The 18,390-nt window shown below is 70.3% G+C and carries 10 protein-coding genes; 5 read left to right on the top strand and 5 right to left on the bottom strand.

All coding sequences use genetic code 11. The annotated features are described in order from the left end of the window. Nucleotides 1-4: 4 nt before the first annotated feature. Nucleotides 5-3,682, bottom strand: coding sequence for a DEAD/DEAH box helicase (locus GQ466_RS22875; RefSeq protein ID WP_202420949.1), 3,678 nt, complete (start codon nucleotides 3,680-3,682; stop codon nucleotides 5-7). On the opposite strand from GQ466_RS22875, the gene GQ466_RS22880 reads away from it, so the two are divergent. Genes GQ466_RS22880 through GQ466_RS22895 form a run of 4 tightly spaced genes read left to right on the top strand, consistent with a single transcriptional unit; the run spans nucleotide 3,653 to nucleotide 11,761 of the window. Then, nucleotides 3,653-4,879 carry a PD-(D/E)XK nuclease family protein gene (locus GQ466_RS22880; protein WP_202420950.1) on the top strand — a complete coding sequence of 409 codons (1,227 nt, stop codon included), beginning with the start codon at nucleotides 3,653-3,655 and terminating at the stop codon, nucleotides 4,877-4,879. The genes GQ466_RS22875 and GQ466_RS22880 overlap by 30 nt on opposite strands. Then, nucleotides 4,876-6,027, top strand: coding sequence for a restriction endonuclease-related protein (locus GQ466_RS22885; protein ID WP_202420951.1), 1,152 nt, complete (start codon nucleotides 4,876-4,878; stop codon nucleotides 6,025-6,027). The genes GQ466_RS22880 and GQ466_RS22885 overlap by 4 nt, the downstream gene beginning before the upstream one ends. Beyond that, nucleotides 6,024-9,281 carry a hypothetical protein gene (locus GQ466_RS22890; RefSeq protein ID WP_202420952.1) on the top strand — a complete coding sequence of 1,086 codons (3,258 nt, stop codon included), beginning with the start codon at nucleotides 6,024-6,026 and terminating at the stop codon, nucleotides 9,279-9,281. Before GQ466_RS22885 ends, GQ466_RS22890 begins: the two co-directional genes overlap by 4 nt. Continuing rightward, nucleotides 9,275-11,761, top strand: coding sequence for an RNaseH domain-containing protein (locus GQ466_RS22895; protein WP_161105059.1), 2,487 nt, complete (start codon nucleotides 9,275-9,277; stop codon nucleotides 11,759-11,761). Before GQ466_RS22890 ends, GQ466_RS22895 begins: the two co-directional genes overlap by 7 nt. Before the next feature lie 36 nt (nucleotides 11,762-11,797). Here GQ466_RS22895 and GQ466_RS22900 read toward each other — a convergent pair whose 3' ends face one another. The 3 genes from GQ466_RS22900 to GQ466_RS22910 form a co-directional block, all read right to left on the bottom strand. Next, nucleotides 11,798-12,982 carry a toll/interleukin-1 receptor domain-containing protein gene (locus GQ466_RS22900; RefSeq protein ID WP_161105060.1) on the bottom strand — a complete coding sequence of 395 codons (1,185 nt, stop codon included), beginning with the start codon at nucleotides 12,980-12,982 and terminating at the stop codon, nucleotides 11,798-11,800. A gap of 157 nt (nucleotides 12,983-13,139) precedes the next feature. Further along, entirely contained in the window at nucleotides 13,140-14,870 is a 1,731-nt protein-coding gene (murJ, locus tag GQ466_RS22905; protein ID WP_161105061.1) for a murein biosynthesis integral membrane protein MurJ, read from the bottom strand. Nucleotides 14,871-14,945: 75 nt separating this feature from the next. After that, the gene (locus tag GQ466_RS22910; RefSeq protein ID WP_161105062.1) at nucleotides 14,946-16,124 is read right to left on the bottom strand and encodes a low temperature requirement protein A; all 1,179 of its coding nucleotides are present in this window, start codon (nucleotides 16,122-16,124) and stop codon (nucleotides 14,946-14,948) included. Between the two features lie 182 nt (nucleotides 16,125-16,306). Between GQ466_RS22910 and GQ466_RS22915 the strand changes: the two genes are divergently transcribed. Next, the gene (locus GQ466_RS22915) at nucleotides 16,307-16,882 is read left to right on the top strand and encodes a hemerythrin domain-containing protein (protein ID WP_161105063.1); all 576 of its coding nucleotides are present in this window, start codon (nucleotides 16,307-16,309) and stop codon (nucleotides 16,880-16,882) included. 947 nt (nucleotides 16,883-17,829) lie between these two features. On the opposite strand, the gene GQ466_RS22920 is transcribed toward GQ466_RS22915, so the two are convergent. Further along, nucleotides 17,830-18,351, bottom strand: a complete 522-nt coding sequence (locus tag GQ466_RS22920; protein WP_161105064.1) for a hypothetical protein — start codon at nucleotides 18,349-18,351, stop codon at nucleotides 17,830-17,832. Between the last annotated feature and the right edge of the window lie 39 nt (nucleotides 18,352-18,390).

Consider the following 18,390-nt stretch of genomic DNA (forward strand, 5'->3'; position numbering starts at 1 on the left):
CCGCTCAGTCCTCCGGTTCCGGCAGGTCCATCGCGAGATCGCCGCGTTCGGCCTCGGCGCGCGCCGTCCAGGCCGCGTCCAGGACGATCCCCGCGATCTCGCGACGGCCGCCGACGCTTTCCAGAACGCGCGACGTTTCGGCGGCGAGAAGGGAATCGACGGTTCCGAGCCCGTTGCGCGCCAGTCCGAGGTACACCGGCCGGGTGAGGGCGCCGTCGGCATGGCGCGCGATCGGGACCAGCCCTTTGACGATGCCCAGTTCGAGCTGGACGGAAAGCACGTCCGGCAGGTCGCCGAAGTCCGCGGCGGGATTGACGTGCCGGCCGATGTCGATGACGGTGTCGATGATGTCGGCCGTCCGCTGGGCCGTCTGCGCGACGGGTCCGGTCTCCCCCGTGGTCAGCGCCTGGACCTCCGTGAGTTCGCGCTCGATCCGGAAAAGCGGAATTCCCGTGCTCCAGCGCAGGCAGGCGATGCTGCGCCGCGCGCGGGCGAGCCCTTCGCCGCGTCGTCCGGGATCCGCCATGAGCTTGCGGAGAACGGGCTCCGCCGCCCGCTGCTGCTCAAGAGCGCGGCGCAGCGAGTTGTCCTCCTTGTTCTTGTTCCGGTGGCCGGAGTTCTTCGAGAACCTGGTGTCCTCCAGTTCGACGGCGAGGTGGGCGGCGCAGATCAGCGTCATGCGGTTCATGCCGTCCGGCGGCACCGCCGCGAGCGCCTCGGCGATCGCCAGGACGGAATCGACGCTCAGCCCCTGCTGCACGACGATCTCCCCGAGCCTCGTCGGCGTGTACTCGCCTCGGGAGGAACTGAGGAAGCCCGCTTCTTCGAGGTCCGCCAGAACCGTGCGGACGTCTTTCTTGGAGAACAGTTCTCGCCCGCCCCGCGCGCCGCTCTGGTGCGCGCCGAAGGTCCACGAGATGAACCGGGTGACGGCGGCGAGGGACGTCCGGCCCGCCGTCACGGCCGGTCCGGTGAACGCGGAGAGGACCAGCGTCCGGAGATCCATCGACGGTTCGAGCAGCGCGGAGCGCACCGGTTCGGACTCCGCCGTCACGTACTCCGCCCACTTCAGCTCGGTGTCAATGCCGCCTCGGGTGACGATGAACGAACGTCCCTCCGCGACGTGCCCGGTCCGGCCCGCGCGACCGGCCATGTTCTTGTACTCCGAAACGGCGTACTTCGCGGTGGGGTGGTCCAACTCGCAGATGACGACAGCGTCCGCCGGAAGATTCACGCCCTGCGCCAGCGTCGTGGTCGCGACGACGACGCGGATCTCGCTCCCGGCTTCTTTGAACGAGCGTTCCAGCAGGCGCCGCTCCTGCTCGTTCAGATCGGAGACATGGAAGGCGACCCCACCGCCGAGACAGTCCCGGAGCAGATCGGTCAGCCGTCCGGAATCGCTTCGCGGCAGGCCGTCGAGAACCGTTTCCGCGGGCGGGAGCCGAAGTTCGCGGGCGAGCCTGGCGGCGAACGAGCGGGCGAGATCCCGCCGCCCCCGGAAGACGATGACCTGTTGCCCTTGCCCGACCAGCTCCCGCACAAGACGCGTGGCGAGATCGTCCCTCGCACCTTCCGGCGGCCCGACGAACTGCACCGTTTTTTCTGTCCCGTCCTGGTCGCGGTAGCGGTAACGCCCCGACGGGTCGACCACGCCTTCCAGCAGCGGAGTCTCGCGCTCGCGCACCTGGACGAGATCGGCGTTCAACCACCAGGCGAGTTCCTGCGGCTCGCCGAGCACCGCGGAAAGGCCGACGATCTGCGGGGAGTTCCCGGTGACGCGGCGCATCCTGATCCAGGTGAACAGGATCTCCAGCAGCGGCCCCCGGTCGGGGAGGACGAGGGACTGGATCTCGTCCACGACGATGACGCCGATCCGGTCCAGCAGTTCCGGACGGCTGAACAGAAGGCCGATGAACTTCTCGTACGTGCAGACCGCGAGTTCGAACTCGCCCGTGAGCAGGTCGCGCACCTGGTCCCGCAGCTCGCCCGTCACGCGGATCGTGCGCACGGCGAACGTGCCGTAGGTCTCCTCGAACCGCTCGTACAGCTCGTTGACCAACGCCCGGCTCGGCAGGAGGAACACCGCCTTGCGCCCGTGCGCGACGGCGTGCAGCGCCGCGAGTTCCCCGACCATCGTCTTTCCCGACGACGTCGGCGCGCTCACCAGGACGTTGTTCCCGTCCAGCAGCGCCGCATGGTTGATGGCATCGACCTGAAGTTGGTTCAGCCTGCCGATCCGGTCTTTCCACAACCGCAGGACGGGAGCCGGGATCCCGGACGACTTCAGACTGGACAGCGCCCTGGTCGCCGAAATCGGCGAGCCGAGTTTCAGCTCCTCGTAATGATCACCTTTCCTGAACACCGGTAGCGACAGGTTGCCCAGATTCCCGCCGAAGGACGGAGTCTGCCGCCGCTTGACCACGCCGGACTCGTGTTCGCCCACTTTTCTGAGGACGTATTCGGCCAGCTTGAAAACAGGGATCTCGTTGTTCTCGATCACGTTGCCCCGGCCGAGCAGACCCTCCACGAGGTAGTAGGTCAGCAGGCCGTGCCCGAACTCGTGCACCTCGAAGGCCTTTTCGTGCGCGGTCGAGGCGGCCAGCACGACACGGCCGTTTCCGGACACCCTGCTGAGGGCGCGGTCGGCCGTTTCCAGGCCGCCCCGGCTCGCGCGCCCCTCTTCCGGTCGGCGCAGGACCTTCGCCAGCGCACCGCCGGAGAAGCAGCAGTCGAGCGCGACGATCAGCACCCGGGCGCGAACGGTCTCGACCTGCCGGACGAACTCCTCGAGCCGCAGGGCCGTCGCCTCCAGCCGGTCGGGATCGGCGTCGTAGGTGGCCAGTTCGCCCGTCGACGTCCCGTGGCCCGAGTAGGTGAGCACGACGACGTCGTCGTCCGTGCTGACGGACGCGAGGTGTCCGATTTCTGTCACCAATCTGTCCTTGGTGGCATCCGCGTCGGTGACTAGCGTGGGCTTCTCATCGAACGCGTCCCAGAACAATGCGTGCAGGACGGCGGCATCCCGCTTCGCATAGTTCAGGGCCTTGAACTGCGGGGCCGCGTAGTTGTCCAGCCCCACGAACAGGCCATGGAATCGCCCGTCGACCATTGCCGTGATGCCTTTCGTCCGGTACCGGCCCCCGTCACCGTCCGGGAGCGAACGACACCCTACACAGATCATTCGAGAAATCGACAGTGACAAATAATGGACACCGGGCCTGAGCGGAGGACGAACGCAGTGTCCTGGACGGTGATGCCCGGCATGACCGGCGACACCAATTTCATAAGGGTCAGCCCGGCGCATGTCCGCAGCGATGACGAGTCGTGTCCGCAGCAGCTGGCCCTCAGAACCCATCCGGCGGTGGCCCGGGAAACGGCCGTTCCCCGGCGGAGCCGTCTCCGGACGACATGGTCGCTGGGCCCGTTGGAGGCGATCCTCGACCTCATCGAGTTCGATCACCTGCCGCCGGAAGCCGCACTCGCCCGCTGGCGCACGTCCGCGGGGCACCGCTGCCACCCCGGTCTCGCGGCCTGGACGACCGGGGCCGTCCGCAATTACCTCAGCGCCGCTGCGGCGATCGACGCGGCATCCGGAATGGCCGAGGACCCGTCCTTCGAGCCGGTCACGCGCGCGTGGGCACGACGGCGGATCATGCGGAACGGCGACGTCGCCACGCTGCACGAGGAAACGGTGACCGGTCGGCGCCATGCCGGGCCGGAGATCCGCGAACTGCGCCTCGTCCGCATTTCCTCGGTCGCGCACCGGGCCAGGGACGAAGCGGAGATCGCCGTCGCGGCCGGCGTGCTCGCCGATGCGCGTCCCGTCCTGGGTTCCTCCTGGGGAAAGCCGTACGTTCTCGGACGCCCTTCGCCGGTGCGTCGCGTCCGGATCGTCGAGATCGGGTGTGCGGACGGCTCGCACAACGTCCTGTTCGACGATTCCCCGCAGGCGGCGCGCGAGAAATACCGGAACGACGCGGAAAAGCGCGTCCACGAAGTGTCCGCCGGCGGCGAGTACCGGCCCGGCAACAAGTGCGGCCGATGCGACGTGGTCGACCTCTGTCCCGCCGTCCCTGCCCGGCCGGGCCTTCTCGGGATCGCCGATCCTCCGGGTCCGCGCCGATCGTGGTCGATCACGACGGCGCGCTCGTACCGGACCTGCCCGGCGCGTTCCCATTTCGAGGACCTCTTCCTCCCCCGCGACCGGCCGGCCGAGAACACCGAGGCGACGGAGCGCGGCAACGCCGTGCACGCGTTCATCGAGGAACGGCACCGGCGGTCGCCCGCGCGCGCCTGCCGGTCCGACGAGGCGCCGACGACGCGCGAGGGATGGCGGGCGGGAGCGCATTCCGTCACCGGAATCGAGGCGCGGCTCGGCATTCAGATGATCGGCGACCACGCGCTCGTCTGCCCGCTCCGGCATGTCCACGAGAACGCCGAAGTCCTGCCGGAGCGCCACGTGGTGGTCTATGACCCGTCCGCCGACGTCGCGGTGATCGCGAAAACGGACCTCGTCTACCGCGCGGCGGATTCTTGGGTCCTCCGGGAGACCAAGACGGCCCGCCGACTGAAGGACGGCGACCTTCTCGCTCAGTTTCCCCAGCTCGCGCTCGGGCTGGTGCTCTCCGCCGCGGGCGTTCTTCCCGGCGGGAACGGCGGTTGCCGGGTGGAGCTGGAACGTCTGACCGGCACGGGGCCTGTCGTGTCGGTTCTCGACGCCACCGATCCGGAGTTGGTCGAACGGGCTCGCCAGGTCGTCACCGCGTACGCGCAACAGTGGCGCGAGGACGAACTCTTCCCGACCAGGCCCGGTAAGCACTGCAAAGGCTGCGGCTTCGTTCGTTGGTGCCCCGACGCCCCCAAGGGAGCCACCCCGTGAGCGACGGGAACGGCGCGGCCGACGACGATTCCGACGGACGGCGGCGACGCGTCATCGCCGCCGCTTTACGCGCCGCCTATGCCTGGACGAGGCGCGGCGACCAGCCTCGCGCGATGCGGGAGGTCGCGCGGATGACCGGAATCGTCATGGAGGCCCACGGCCCGGGTCGAGGTCCTGTCACTCCGCACGGCCTGGTCCAGTGCCTGCACCGGCCGCTCGGCGGGCTCCTGGAATTCGCGACGGACGCCGACGAGATGATCCGCGCGGCCGTTCTGCTCGACGACGGCGGGCTCACCGAAGAGGCGTACGACCTGGCGGCCGAATACGCCATGCCGCTGTCCGCGCTCTCCGGAACCGAGACGTGGCTGCCGACGTGGACCACGATGCACTCCGAGCAGATTCGGAGCGAAGTGTTCGCCGGCATGATCGGAACGCGGAACCAGGACGACTACGTCCGGTCCAGGACGTTCCTCATCGAGCATCCTGCGGGCTCGCGCGAAGAGATCGGCGAACTCGTGAGCGGTTCCCGTATCCGGGTCTTGGGGAAAGGCTACGTCGACGTTCCCGACGGCCAGCTCCATCGCCGCAAGGACGGATCGGCATGGTGGTGGGCCTGTCCGGACTGCCGCTGGCCGATGGCCGTGACGGGCACGAAAGTCCGGTGCCGCTATCGTCCGCACGCCGCGGTATTCAGGATCGCGACGGACGCCGACCGGCGTCCGCCCGCGCTCCGGCGCATTGACGAGGGACCGCGCGCGGACGTTCCGGACGCCCGCGAGGCCGGCGGATCGGTCTGCCTGGACCACGGCGTCTGGCGGTTCATCGTCGTCCCGGGCGCGAGCGAACTGAGGATCTGCCGTGAATTGCGGGACCTCGGCGCGGACGTCTGGCTCTGGCCCGAACGCGACGCCTACGACCTGCGCGTCGTCGCCGGCGGCCGGGAGTTCCGGGTCGACCTGAAGGAATACCGGTCCCCGCATCGCCTGGTCGCCGACCTCCGGGCGAAACCGCCCCGGGCGCGCGTTCTCCTGCCCAGAACCCATCAACACCAGGTGGACGTGATCAAATCATCGCTTCCCGGCCTGGACATCGTCACCGAGACCCGGTTCCGGAGCGAAGTCCGGCGAGCGCTCAAAGGACGCGCGTGAGAGCGGAAGCCGCCGCCTCCGAGAAGGTGCTGCCCCACATCATGCGGGCGGCGACAGGGCTGGCCGCTTCCTTCTTCACCCTCGGCGAGGGCGACGGCGACGCCCGCACGATCACGCGCGACGACGTCCTCTTCGTCCTCGACGGCCATATCGCGGACTGGTCGGAATGGCGCAACCTCACCACGGCGGAGGCCAGGCGCTTCATGAAGCTGATCCGCCGCCGCACCAACCAGATGGCCAACGCCGAGGCGGCGGGCAGAATCCTGGACCAGCTCCTGGAGAGCAACGCGGTGGCGGGATGCACCGCCGCCGCGGACTACAAGCAGAGCGGCGAGATCACCGTCGATCCCGGAATGCCGCTCCCGGACTTCGTCGACCGCGCCCTCCGCGATCTCGACGTGCTTCATGCGGCGACCAGGCGTTCCCTTCCTCCGGCGGTCACCGGCCTCCACACGACGACGACGCGGGTGCCCGGCCCGCGCGGTTTCGACCAGACGTTCGTGGACTTCCGCTACGAGATCCGAACGCACCACCTCGCGCCCGACGTCCCACTCGCGGTCGTCGCCGACGCGCCCGCACGGGACGAACTCGCGGTCCCGTTCAAGGAACTGGAACGCATCGCCGAGCGGATCGACGCCGACGTGGACGGCCCGGAGGGCAGCGGTTTCCGTGCGAAGGCGGTGCGCAGGTTCGCCGACCAGATCCGCGACCGCAAGGGCGAACGGGTCGAAGAACTCCGCCTCACCGCAGGAACGCTCAGCCAGTTGCTGGCCTATACCGGGTTCGGGAAATCGGTCGTCCTCATCGAAACGTTCGCCTGCTGGGCCGTCGAACACGGCGTGACGGTCGGTTTCGTCCTGCCGACGAATGCCGACGTCGTCCGCGCGACCTTCCAGATCGAGCGTGCCGTCGAACGATTCCGCCAAGACGCCGACGTGGTGCCGCTGGTCTCGCCCCGATCGCTGCTCACGGTGGCCGAGGAAGCGGTGGCGCGCATCTCGGAGAAAGGCCCGGACGCCGACTGGATCTGGTCCCGGTTCGGCTACGGCTGCGCGCTCGCCGCCGTGGCCTCGGCCGACGAGGCCATCGACGGGTGGCAGCCCGGCGACGAGCCCTGCGCCACTCTGCGGCGTCCCAGCCGACGGGGAAAGCGAGACGAGACGGTGTCGTGTCCCTGGCGGACGACCTGCGGACGTTACCGCGCCGCGCGAAGTGCGTGCACGGCGGACGTCATCGTCACCTCGCACGCGAATTTCTCCCTCGGAGTTCTCCAGACCCCGGTGGACGACGGATTCGGCGAGAACGACCGGCTGACGGCCGAGGAACTGATCCTGCGGCGGTGCCAGGTCGTCGTCATCGACGAGGTCGACGCCTTCCAGCAGTTCGCCATCGACAACGCGGGCCGTCATCTCGTCCTCGACCACGCGGGACGGACGAACACGCCGCTGCGGCGCTTCGACCAGGATTTCGGCGCGGCGTTCGGACGGCTGCGCGACGAGGTCGACGCAAGCGTTCGCGACTCCTATTTCGGCCTGCGCTACCTCTCGGAGAACTACGTCAGCCACCTCAGCTACGAACGGCTCGGATCGGCCGCGCCCCCGAACCGGCGGCGCCCGCGCGGACCCAGCCGCTACTGGCTGGTCCCGCGCCGCTGGGACAACTGGCTGACGAGCGAGCTGTTCGGCGTGGAACCCGACGAGGTCACCGAGAAGCAGCTGCGGATGTTCGTTTCGCTGTTCCCCGGCGAATCGGATCCGCTCCCCGACGAGCCGGAAGAGTTCGCCGAAGTCCGCCGCCATCTCGCGGCGGTCGTGACCGGCGGGTCGGGCGGTCTCGCGATTCCCGAGGCGCGCGCGGCGCTCGACCGGCTGTACGCCGCCACGGCCGAGGACGACCGGGCGAAGGTCGTCAATCGCGTCCTGCGCCGGGCCATTCTCGAACGCATCCGGTTCTATCTGCACCGACTGATGGCCAACAACGCCCAACTCGTCGACATCGGCGTCGAATCCGCGGCCGACATCGCGGACGCGCTCGGCACCTACGGCAGATGGCGGGTCACTCCGACCGGCCCGCTCGGCAGGCTCGTCTTCGCCTTCACCGAGCACTACGACGACACGGGCGGCGATCCGGCGCGGCTGTCGACGGCGGCCTTCGGCGGCGACCCGCACACGTACACGATCGGCCTCGGCGACACGACGGCCCTGGCGCACGCGGGCACGCGGCGCATTGTCGTCGGCCTTTCCGCGACGTCCTATTTCCCCGGCGCGCCGCATCACCACGTCCACGTCAAACCGGCGTGGTGGGTCGCGGACGACAATCCCGGATCCGTGCGCATCGAAGCGGCGCCCGTGCAGGACCCGCACGGGGAACTCCGCAAGATCTCCGGGCTCGACGGCCTCCGGCGGACCGAGGCGACCCGGCGCATCGCGACCGCGCTCTGGGGCGAATATTTGCAGCCCGAACTCGACCGGTTGAAGACGTCCGATCCGGAACGGGCCCGCATTCTGCTCGCCACCACGTCGTACGCCGCGGCCCGGCACGTCGCCGAGGGACTTTCCGTCGCGGGCGTCGCCGCGCACCGGATCTGCCTCGCCGTGCGCCTTCGTCCCGACGACGGTCCGCTCGTCCTCGACGATTTCGGGCAATGGCGCGAGATTCCGGCCGACCGGCTGGAGGACTTCGCGGCTCTCCGGGCCGCCGACATTCTCATCGCGCCGCTCGCGCGCGTCCAGCGGGGCGTGAACATCATCGGCGCCGGTGACCGCTCCGCGCTCGGGTCCGTATGGCTCATCGTCCGGCCCATCCCGCTGATCGACGAGCCGGCCGAACTGCTGGCGCACATCCAGGCGAAGGCGCTCGCCGAGCATCCCGGCCCGGCGAGCGATCCACGGCGCCTGCTCGCCCTGCGCCGGAAGACCGCCGGAAAGTACTTCGAGACGATCGTGCGCCGTCCGCCCTATTTCCAGGCCCAGCCCGAGGACGTGAAACTCGGCGTGGTCGCCGAGATCATCAACGGCGCCGTCCAGCTCATCGGCCGAGCGCGGCGCGGCGGTACGTCCGCCGTTCTGCATCTGGTGGACGGCGCGTTCCACGACGCGAAAGGCGGCAGCGATCTCGCCACGCTCATCCGGCTGCTGGAGAAGAAGTGGGGCGCCGACTCGGTCCTGACGGACCTGCGGAAATACCACGGAACGACGCTCGGCGCCTTCCTGGACTACGCGGCACGCGCGTCCAACGGCGGTGACTCATGCTGATCAGCCTCGCGTACCGCATTCCTCGCGAGAACCTGGACGCGCTGCTCGGAACGATCACGGCCTACCCGCTGAGCGAGCCGTTCTCGGCTGCCTGGGAGACGCTTCCCGGCGGCGACGGCAAACGGCGGCAGCCGTACAAAGCGCTGGCGACCGGGCTCGTCGCCGCGACCGGGCAGCCGGCCGAATTCTTCCGAGCGGCCGGCCCGAAGGACGGCGACCTCCCGCCGAAAGAACCGATGCTGCTTCTCACCGGTGGGAGCGCCCTCGACTACCGATTGCGCGTCGCCGTCCGTGCCTGGGAACGGCACGTGCGCAACGGCGCAGGCACGCCCGTTCTCGCGGAGCTGCTGCCCGAGCCGGAACCCGCGCGCTCTTTCGCGGACTACATCGAGTTCCGTCCGGGAACGGTGCCCGCCGCCCCGCGCTGGGTCTTCGAGACGGCCTGCCGGCAGATCCTGCGGAAACTCGCGCGCGAACCGTTACAGGTGGACCCCGGACGCGCGCTGGCGCTTCGCATGGACACCTCGGGTTCGCTGCTCGCCTGGGAGTTCGGCGACCTCATCGTCGCATCCAATCCGCCGGTGTTCGGCATGGCCACGGTGAAAGCCCGGCTCGTCACGGTGGCGGGCGTCGCGGACCCGGTCGTGTGCTTCGACGCGTCCCTGTCCAGGATCTCGCCCGAGGGGTACGGCGCGAAGCACGCCTGGATCGAACGCGGCGACGCGAAGGCTCCCGTACTCCGGCTGCCGGTCAAGCGGTATCCCGACGAGGCGACGGGCACCTGGCGCACTCGGCTCGACCCGGCCATCACCGCGATTCTCGAAGCGTGCCAGTTGGAACCGCTGGACATTCCCGCCGAGCTGCCGAAGACGCCCGGTGCGATACGGCCGCAGATGTCGGGAAGCCGGGTCCATTTCCTCGGAAGCGGCCTCGGCCCGCGCTTCATGCTGCGCCTGCACGAGCACATCCTCCGCACTCTGCCGTTGCTGGTTCCGCTGGACTATCAGATCGACAAGTCGATCAGGCTCGTGCGGCGCGTGAAGCAGTACCCCGACGGCGGGCTGGCGGGCGACGCCGTCGGACCGAGCGGATACGAGCGGATCACTCTGGTCTGCGCCTACGACACGGCGGACGCGCGCGATCGGATGTTCGCCGAACTCGAAGAAATGGCCGGGCGTCCCGTCCGGCCCCGGCCCGGTGGCGCTCCGGTCAGCGTCAACGAGCGTTTCGACGTCGTCGCCCGCCATTGCCCCGACCTCCTCGACCACGCCACCGCGAACCGCGCCGCCTTCCTGGACGGCGTCCGCGTCGAAGGGGCGGGCGACCGTCACCTGGTCGTCGCCTGGCTGGAGACCGAATACCACGCCACCATCGAACGTCCGGAACTCGACGCCAAACCGCATCTGCGGCGGCTGCTGGGCCACCTCGGGATTCCGTCGCAGTTCACCGCGACCGAACCGGTCGTCCTGCCGCCGAAGTCCAAGGCGCGCGGGCCGGCCGAGAAGAAGCACGCCGCGCGCGCCGCGCTGCGCGACCTTCTCCGCGCGGCGGGCGTCCTCGACGACCGTCTGCTCCACGCGCTGACCCGGGACGGATTGGCGCACCGCCTGGACCGCAGGGTTCTTCTCGTCGGCGTGAACATCCGCAGGCAGCAGACGGGTGAAAGCGCGCCGCTGTTCGTCCTGACGATGGTCGCCCTGTTCGTGGATCCGGACGACCTCGCGTCCTGGCGCACGCTGATGTTCAGCGAGAACCGCGACGCCTGGGTCCGGGTGGCGGAGGGAATCACCGAATTCCACTCCGGCTCGATCGGCACGGTCCGGCTCGGGCGCACGGCGCAGAAGGCCGGGCGCACCCGCGACGAGATCGAACGAAGGCTGAGCGATCTGGCTGCGGGAGAGTTCGCGGGCACTCCGCTCGTCGTGTTCGTGGACGCTCAAGCGACGCGACTTCTGTGGCCGGGCCTGCAGAACGGCAGGTTGGGAGGCGGGCCGCTTCCCGGAGACGCCGTTCGCGAAAAGGGCGGCGACGTCGCGGTCGTCCGGCTGAACACCGACGTCAGCGAGATCGGACGGCCCGTGACCCGCCGCGAAAAGGCCAACCGGCCCGGCGACCCCCACCAGCCCGCCGCCCCGGACCGGAAGGTCTACCGGCTGACCGACAGCGTCCAGCCGTCATGGCTTTTCCCCGGCCGGTCGGTGACGCTGAAGGCGAAAGGCGGCAACGCCGGCGCGAAGTTCACCCGGTGGACCGCTGATTCCCGTGAACTCGGCAGGCCGTGGCACGCCTACACGGCGAAAGAGATCGTGGTCGTCCGCACCGGGTCCTGGACCGCCGAAGCGCTGGCCGCCCTGACGGCGCGGCTGTGCGAGCAGCCGATCTCCTGGGACGACCGCACCACGCTTCCCGTCCCCCTTCATCTCGCCGCCGCGATCGAACAGGACCACCCCGACTGGCGCGTGCGCGGCGAGGACGAATGAACAACCCCGTCCCGGCCGCACCGGGACGGGCGCTTCTCAGCCCGTCGCGTCCGACGCCGTAGAGAGACCGACGGGCGGCGTGACGCCCATCGCCCGCAGCAGGTCGCCGATGCCCTCTTCGGTGAATTCATCGACGATGTAGTGATCGCCCGTGTACGGCTGGAGGTAGAGCGGGATGTTCTGCACCGATTCTCCGGGCAGCACGGTGGGCAGCAGCCGCGGGAACCAGTACGCGCGGTCGCCGTGCAGGACGTCCCGGATCATCGCCGACTCGCAATGCATTCCCTTGTGCCGGCCGTCCGTACTTTCACCGTCCCCGATCGCCCGGCACATCGGCGAGGCCAGGATCACGATGTAGTCGGCCTTTCTGATCTGCTGAATGGCCCACTTGTACCAGTCGTTCCTCGCCGCGGGGGCGAGATAGTCCATATGGAGGTCGACGCCGCAGCGGGCCAGCAGGGCGCCGAGCTGACGGGCCGCCAGTTTGTGCGGCCGGGTGTCGTGGGCGTAGGAGATGAAGACGCGGGGGGCACCGGCCTTCTTCTCTCCGCCGTCGACGGTCGCCGACGGTTCAAGGGCCGTTTCGACGGCCGACGGATCGCGCAGGTCGAGCGGGAACGGCTGCGGAAGCTGGCCCGGCAGGAAACTCTCGCCCGTCCGCAGGTCATAGCGCGCGGAGAACTCGACCTGGAGGCTTTCGGTGCCGGCGGGCACCAGGAGGACGGCCCAGATAACGTGCGCTCCCGGACGGACGGCCCCGTCGCCCTCCGCCCGGTGCCGCCAGCGAACCTTCCGGCCGCCGATGCCGAACACGTCGATGACGCCGGTCGTGGCGGGGAGATGGACGTCCGCCGAGGATTCTCCGGCCGACGGGAGCAGATTCAGGAGCCGTCCGAGCGTGTACGAGGTCGCCGGTCGCGACCCGGTCGTGGAAAACGGAACGGCGTCGACCACGGCGACCGGGTCTGCGCCGGTGAAGTCGAACCCGACTTCCAGCCATTCCACCGCCGGAAAGCCCGGTTCCAGGTCCAGCTCGTAATTGATCCGCACGAGGTACGCGTCGTCGCCGCCGCGCGCCTCCCCCGTCGCGTCCACCGGCTGCACCTGCCAGTTCCCGAGCCGGACGACGCCGATGGCGATGCCGTCCGAGTCCGTGCCGACCCACTTCCCGTCCTCTTCCAGCACGGTCAGTGCGATCTGGACTTCCCCGTTCCCGCCCATGTGATCCTCCCGAGGCCGCCGCCATGGCGAGTTCACACGATAGGGGCGCCCCGAGGACCGGCGGAATAATACTGCAAATATGTCCAACAATTGTCCAGAGTGGACACCGCAATTCGACCGTACTTTTCGGACACCAGTTCGAAAAACGTCGTAATGATCAGCGGCGGAGCCTGGCGGTGACCATGCGGCCGACGGTGGTGATCTCCTCGACGCGGAGCACGCGCGCCACGGCGACGAACAGCGCCATGCCGAGCACGCCGCCGGCCAGCAGGACGACCAGGGACGGAATCAAGCCCCCGGCCGTCTTGTGGACGAGGAGTTCGTGGGCGGCGATCGCGACGGCGAGCGGCGCGACGCTGGCGACGGCCGCCTTGAGGATCGGGCCGACGATGTCGCGTCCGTGCAGGCTGCCGAGGCGGCGGCGCAGCAGCGCCAGCGTGACGACGCAGCCGAGCAGCCACGACACGCCCTGCGCGCCCGCGACGCCGAGCACGATGTGCGGCGTCGAGAGCTGCAGGTAGCCGGTGACGGCGAGCGCGATGCTGACGGCCATCGTGAAGAACCCGACCAGCGCCGGCGTGCGCGTGTCGGCGACCGCGTAGAAGCCGCGCTGGAGGATCTGGAGCGCGGCGAACGGAATCAGGCCGACCGCGAAGACGCGCAGCACGCGGGCGATCATCGCCGCGTCCGCCGCGTCGGTGTTGCCGTGCGCGAAGAAGACGACGCAGATCTCGCCCGCGAACCCGAACAGCAGCGCCGCCGCCGGAATGATGATGATCAGCGAGAGGCGCAGGCCGGCCGAGAGGTCCTCCGAGACGCGGTCGAGCCGTCCGTCGGCCGCGTGCCGGCTCATCCGGGGGAACAGCGCCGTGATCACCGAGACGGCGACGATCGCGAACGGGAGCTGGAAGAACTGGTACGCGTTCGCCCACGGGGTGAGGCCGACGCCGTAGCCGACGTGCTCGTGGAGCCCGCGCACCCCGGCGCTGTTGGCGATGTTGGTGTAGACGAGCAGGCCGAGCTGCTGCGCGACGACGAACGCGAGCGTCCAGCCCGCCATGCCGCCGAGCGACCGCAGCTCGCCCGGCTGGAAGTCGACGCGCGGACGCCACCGGAACCCCATCGCGCGCAGCGACGGGATCAGCCCGAGCGCCTGCGCGATCACGCCCGCCGTCGTGCCGAGCGCGATGAGCGTGACCTCGCCGCTGGAGATGCTGTCCGGCGTGACGGGGCCTGCCGTCACCACGATGAACGTGATCCCGACGGCGCTCACCACGATGTTGTTCAGCACGGGCGCCCACATCGGCGCGGCGAACCGCGAGCGGGCGTTCAGCGACGCCCCGGCGACGGCGCTGAACCCGTAGAAGAAGATCTGCGGCAGGAAGAACAGCAGGAAAACGATCCCGAGATGCCGCTGCGACGCGGAGAACCCGTTCGCGTAAAGGCGGATGAGCAGCGGCGACGCGGCCATCGCGAGCGCGGTCAGAAGGGCCAGCGCGCCGAGCAGCAGCGTGAACAGCCGCTGCTCGAACTCCTCGCCGTACTTCGCCGACTTCTGCCGGGCCCGGACGAGCAACGGGACGTGCGCGGCCGTGAGAATGCCGCCGAGCAGCGTCTCGTAGATGATGTTCGGAATGGTGTTGGCGGTGTTGAACGTGTCGCCGAGGGCCTGGGTGCCGAGCGCAGCGATCAGGACCGTCGTCCGGACGAACCCGGTGAGCCGGGACGCGACCGTCCCCACCGCCATGATCGCGCTCGACCGGAACAGCCCGCCGCCGCCCTCGGCCGGTTCCGGGCCGGTCGGATCGAGCGCCTCGAACTCGGTGTCGCCGGGTCCGGGAGAACCGGCGGCGTCGGACCTCGCGGTCGGGCGCGGGTCTTGCGTCACGGAAGCGCTCCCCTGGATCCACGGTCTCGTCCGGGGAATGTACCGCGTTCGCACCGTCTCGCGGTCGGCGAACAATCAGCCCAGATGTTCCGCGCGCCGTTCCTCCAGCAGCGTGCTCACTCCGACGCTCACGGCGGCCACCGCGCCCGCCAGCAGCGCCGTCCAGTGGCCCGCGAACGTGCAGGCGAGGACGAGCAGCGCGGTCACGGGAAGTACGCACTGCTCGGCGACGTCCCGCTTGAAGTGCCGTGCGTGCAGCAGCCACACCGCGAGCACGAACAGGGCCGTCGGCAACGTCACCGCGGCCGACGCGGCGAGCGCCGAGATCGGCGACTGGTGGTCGGTCTGCTCGACGGCCACCTCGATCCCCGCGCCGATCGCGGCGGCGGACCCGGCGATCACGTAATGCCCGTAACCCCAGACGAACGGCTGCTCACCGGTGGTCAGCCGCGCCCCGGCGGGCGCGACGAAGTAGATCCGGAACGCCGAGAAGACGATGAGGAGGCCGCCGAGCGCGATCGGCAGGATGGTGGCCAGCTCGCCCCGCTCGTCCAGCGCCGACTGGACGCCGAGCGACGCGGCCGTCACCGCCTCGCCGAGGACGATCAGCGTGAACAGCTCGTACCGCTCGGCGATGTGGTGGGGGTGCCAGGGCGTCCGGTGGTGGTACTCCGACAGGACCGGGACGGCGACGTCCACGACCGCGAGGATCGGGAACAGGATCAGCCGCGTGGTGTAGGACGCCTGCGTCGCCCCGACCCAGCCGAGCTGCACGGTGATCAGCCCGGCGATGTAGCGCAGCGCCGTCGCCCGGGCCGCGCCCGCGGTGCCCGCCGCCGCGCGCAGCCACTGGAACGCGAGCGCCAGCCGCATGATCACGTAGCCGATCACCGCGATGGACAGGTCCGCCGACTCGAACGCGCGCGGCACCCCCGCCGACAGCACCAGCGCGCCGGAAATCTGCACCAGCGTGACGATCCGGTACAGGACGTCCCCGTTGTCGTACGCGGAGGCGAACCACGTGAAGTTCACCCACGCCCACCAGAGCGCGAAGAACGCGATGCAGTAGCCGATCACACCGTGCGCGAACTGCCCGGCGCCGAGCGCGTGGACGAGCCGCGCCCCCGCCTGCGCGACCGCGCTGACGAAGCACAGGTCGAAGAACAGTTCGAGCGGCGTCGACGTGCGGTTCTCCTCGGACCGGCTGCGCGGCGGCAGGCCGGGCAGCGGGACGCGGAACCGGCGCTCGGTCATGCGGCGGGCACTCCTCGGCGGGACGCGGGCCTCAGCACCCACGCGACAACAGAAGAACTCTAAGCGACACAACTGTCACCCAAAGTCACCAGACCTCGCCATCGCGCATGGGCGCCGCCCAGCCGGGCAGGGACCGGCCCCGAAGCGGCGGAGGGCGCCGCGATCCGAGAGGAAGGAACGACATGGCGGACGTATTCGACGTGCTGGGCAGCGACCACGCCAAGGTCAAGGCCGTCCTGACGGAACTGGAGGCCGGCGCCCGCAAGGGACCCCCGAGCGACCAGGACGAGCTGAAGCGGCGCGGTGCGACCGTCGAACGCCTGATCATCGACGAGTCGATGCACGAGGCGGTCGAGGAGGAGTACTTCTGGCCGACCGTCCGGGAACTCCTCGCGGACGGCGACTCCCTGGCCGACCACGCCATCGACCAGGAACAGCAGGCCAAGCAGATCCTCGCGAAACTCGACAAGTCCAAGCCCGGCGAGGCGGACTTCGAGAACCTGCTCGCCCGCTTCATCGCCGACGCCCGCGAGCACATCGACTACGAGGAGCAGGCCGTCTGGCCCAAACTCCGCGAGGTCATCGACCCCGAGCGCGCACGAGCCCTGGGCGAACAGCTGGCGGCGGCCAAGAAGCACGCCCCGACCCGTCCGCACCCCCACACCCCGCCCAAGCCCGGCGTCCTGCGCACCGCCGGCCCGGCCGTGGCCGCCGTGGACCGCCTCCGCGACCTGGTCAGCGGCCGAGGCCGCTCCTGACCCACAGGCACAACACAACGCACAGACCCACGCGACAAGGCACCCACGCGCAGTGTGGCAATGACCCTGCGCGCGACGTCTGGCCCAGCGCACGCGAGCACCGCACGCCGCCAGGCAGCACGAAGCGGCTCAACCCCGCTCACACCGCACGCAGCCCAACGCGAGAGCGCGAACTGCCGCACGGACGGACGCCCTACGGCCGTATGGCACGGGCCGACGCCGCCCGGTGCTGCGCCGCGCGGTTCCGCTGGGAAGTGCTCCCGCACGCGAAGTTCCTGCGTTCGGCGGCATGCCGCCTGGCACTTGGCGTGGCGAGCATTGGTCCCGGGCTGAGGCACATCCAGCGCGACCCGGACGGCGCGTCGCGCGGCGCGAGTGACGCGGCGCGGGGGCGTGGCGCGGCCCGGACTGCGCGGCGCGGACGGCGCGGGGTGGCGCGGGGTAGGGGGGCGCGGAAGCACGGGCGGCGCGGCACGGGACGGTACGGCACGGCGCAGCGCGGGACGGCGCGGACGGCGCAACCCGGACGGCGCGGCGCAGACGGCGCGGCGTCGCCGCGTGGCGCGGAGGCGCGGGCGTCGTTGCGCGGCGCGAGTGGCGCGGACTGCGCGGACTGCGCGGACTGCGCGGGGCGGCCCAGCGCGGGGCGGGTGAGGCGGGTGAGGCGGCGCGGGTGAGGCGGCGCGCGGCGGCGCGGCGCGGACCAGCGCCTGGCGCAGGTGGCGCGGGGATGGTGCGGGCGCCGGTGACGCAGGACGGCGGGTGGCGCGAGGCGGCGGGCGGCGCGGACGGGCGCGGGTGGCGCGGACACTGTGCGTGGCGTGGGGTGGGGTGTGTCGCGCGGGGAGTTCGGTGGTGCGTAAATGTGGCGGGCGCGGGTGGGGTGGCTCTTTGGGCGTGGGGTGGGTGGATGGTGCTTGGTGTTCGGAGGGTGGGTGGTGGGTTGGTTAGAGGGTGGTGATCAGGGTGGTCAGGGCTTGGGCGATGGTGGTGGGTGGGGTTTGTTCGTGGACGGGCCAGCCGCGTAGGCGGGATTCGCGGACGGCCTGTTCGCGGGCCGCGGCGAGGCTCGTCGTGGTGTCGGACGTGCGGTCGGCGTGGGTGCGCAGGTAGCCGCAGGGGGCGTCCGGCCAGTCTTCGGGGAGGGTGCCGTGGGCTCGGTCGGGGGTGGGTAGGGCGGCGTCCACGAAGAGGTAGCCGCCGATGGTGCGGTGGGCGGCGCGTTGGGCTCGGGCGAGGGCGGGCAGGAGCGGGCCGGCGGCGCCCTGGGCGACGAGGAGCAGGGGTGACGCGGGGTCGGTGGCGGCGAGGATCAGGGCTGCGCGGGCCACGTAGGGCGGGCCGGGAACAGCCGCCACGGTCGGGGCTACGACGTCGTGGCCGAAGGTTCGCAGGGTTTCGGGCACGTCGGCCCACACGGCGGCGGTGGCCGACGGAGCGTGCAGCAGCACGACGGTTCCCGGCGTCACGTCCCGCACGCTACACGGGCGGATGCGGACGCGAGAATC

It is taken from the genome of Actinomadura rayongensis (assembly GCF_009831215.1).
GTDB classification, from domain to species: Bacteria; Actinomycetota; Actinomycetes; order Streptosporangiales; family Streptosporangiaceae; genus Spirillospora; species Spirillospora rayongensis.

What these genes read in the sequence shown, in the direction of transcription:
- GQ466_RS22915 (WP_161105063.1), top strand. Translation starts at nt 16,307, where the DNA reads ATGGCGGACGTATTCGACGTGCTGGGCAGCGACCACGCCAAGGTCAAG.
- GQ466_RS22910 (WP_161105062.1), bottom strand. Translation starts at nt 16,124, where the DNA reads ATGACCGAGCGCCGGTTCCGCGTCCCGCTGCCCGGCCTGCCGCCGCGC.
- GQ466_RS22900 (WP_161105060.1), bottom strand. Translation starts at nt 12,982, where the DNA reads ATGGGCGGGAACGGGGAAGTCCAGATCGCACTGACCGTGCTGGAAGAG.
- GQ466_RS22880 (WP_202420950.1), top strand. Translation starts at nt 3,653, where the DNA reads ATGCGGAACGGCGACGTCGCCACGCTGCACGAGGAAACGGTGACCGGT.
- GQ466_RS22895 (WP_161105059.1), top strand. Translation starts at nt 9,275, where the DNA reads ATGCTGATCAGCCTCGCGTACCGCATTCCTCGCGAGAACCTGGACGCG.